This window comes from uncultured Aurantimicrobium sp., from assembly GCF_936931525.1.
GTDB lineage: Bacteria > Actinomycetota > Actinomycetes > Actinomycetales > Microbacteriaceae > Aurantimicrobium.
In genome coordinates, this window is record NZ_CAKZII010000090.1 from 1 (window position 1) to 1,969 (window position 1,969).

General features: G+C 56.3%; 2 protein-coding genes. One reads left to right on the forward strand and one right to left on the reverse strand.

Translation table 11 applies throughout. From position 1 onward, the window contains the following. Positions 1-1,207 (reverse strand): CoA-acylating methylmalonate-semialdehyde dehydrogenase (mmsA, locus tag Q0362_RS04160; protein ID WP_298120124.1); only part of this gene is annotated, 1,207 nt, incomplete at its 3' end. Positions 1,208-1,286: 79 nt separating this feature from the next. Here mmsA and rmuC point away from each other — a divergent pair. Next, on the forward strand, positions 1,287-1,969 hold a 683-nt coding region (gene rmuC, locus Q0362_RS04165), incomplete at its 3' end, for a DNA recombination protein RmuC (protein ID WP_298120127.1).

Sequence of the window (1,969 nt, forward strand, 5' to 3'; positions counted from 1 at the left end):
GCACCGCTTCGCCAAAATCTTTGACGCGAACACATGAGAGCACGGGGCCAAAAATTTCTTCTTTGTAAATTTTCATGTCGGTGGTGACGTTGTCGAACAGTGTGGGGCCAAGCCAGTAGCCGTTGGCCTCACCATCGACCTTGATGCCGCGGCCATCCTCGACCAGGGTGGCGCCGGCTGCCTCGCCTGCGTCGACGTAGGAGGCCACCTTGTCGCGGTGCACCTTGGTGACGAGCGGGCCCATGTCGCAGTTGCGACGGCCGTCACCGGTGGTCAGCTTGCCCATGCGCTCGACAACCTTCTCAATGAGGGCGTCAGCAACGGGTTCAACAGCAACAACAACGGAGATGGCCATGCAACGCTCACCAGCAGAACCGAAGCCTGCGTTGATGGCGGAGTCAGCAACGAGGTCGAGGTCTGCGTCGGGGAGAACCAACATGTGGTTCTTTGCTCCGCCGAGTGCCTGAACGCGCTTGCCGTTCTTGGCACCGGTTTCGTAAACATACTTCGCAATGGGAGTAGAGCCTACGAACGAGATGGCCTGAACATCAGGGTGCTCCAGGAGTCCGTCAACAGATTCCTTGTCACCGTTCAGCACGTTGAACACACCGTCAGGAAGTCCAGCTTCCTTGAGGAGCTTGGCAACCCACATTGCGGCGGAAGGGTCCTTCTCTGAAGGCTTCAGCACAACGGTGTTACCGGCAGCAATCGCCACGGGGAAGAACCACATGGGGACCATTGCGGGGAAGTTGAAGGGAGAGATCACACCGACAACACCCAGAGGCTGGCGAGTGGAGTAGACGTCAACACCGGTGGAGGCGTTTTCGGAATACTCACCCTTGAGCATCTGGTTCAGACCACAGGCAAATTCAACGACTTCCTGGCCACGAGTAATTTCACCCATCGCGTCAGAGAGAACCTTGCCGTGCTCGGAGGTGATGATCTCTGCAAGTTCGCCCTTGCGCTCATTGAGCAGCTCACGGAACTTGAAGATGATTTGCTGACGCTTAGCCAAAGAGGCATCGCGCCATGCAGGGAAAGCAGCTTTCGCGGAAGCAATAGCTTCCAGAATTTCTGCCTGGTTAGCGAGTGCAACGTGCTTCGTTTCGACACCTAGGGCTGGGTCAAAAACAGGAGCGGTGCGGCCGGATGTGGAGGGGCGCTCTGCCCCATCAATCCAGTGTGGAACAACGGGGAGTTGTGACATGAATATCGTTTCCTTCTGTGCTCACTCACTCTAACCGTGGGAGCAGGGATTTGTCAGTACCTGCTGACACACTAAAGGTATGGATTCAGCTCTCTTTCTTCTGCTCGGATTAATCGCTGGCATCATTGCCGGCATCTCTATTGGCTGGGTATTGCGCTCACGCAAGGGATTGCCAACGGATGCAGGCGACCTCGCTGTGCGCGCTGCTACCGCTGAGGCGCGCATCTCAGGTAAAGATGAGCAGATTTCCAGTCTTGAGCGCATGATTGCTGAACTTCGCGAGACCAATGACCGTCGCGTTGCAGAAGATGTCGAGCGAGCCAAAGAAGAACACAAGGTTCTTGAGGCTCTCGCACCTGTAAAAGAAACCCTGCAAGCTATGCAGACCAAGGTCAACGACCTGGAAAACCAGCGCCAAGAACAATATGGCCAGATTGCTCAGCAACTGACCGAGTCCCGCCAGTTCGGCGAAGAGCTTCGCGCCACTACCCAGTCTCTAGCTTCAGCTCTCAGCTCCAACAGCGTTCGCGGAACCTGGGGTGAAGCGCAGCTTCGCCGCTTGGTCGAAGTTGCAGGCCTCACTGCCCACGTGGACTTTGATACTCAAACCACCATGAAGACCGACAGCGGAACTATCCGACCCGACATGGTGATTAATTTGCCTGGCGGCAAGACCATCGTCATTGACGCCAAGGTGCCTTTCAACTCGTATCTTGAGGCAAGCCAGATCCCGATCACCGCAACCGGCGAAGAAGCTGCCCG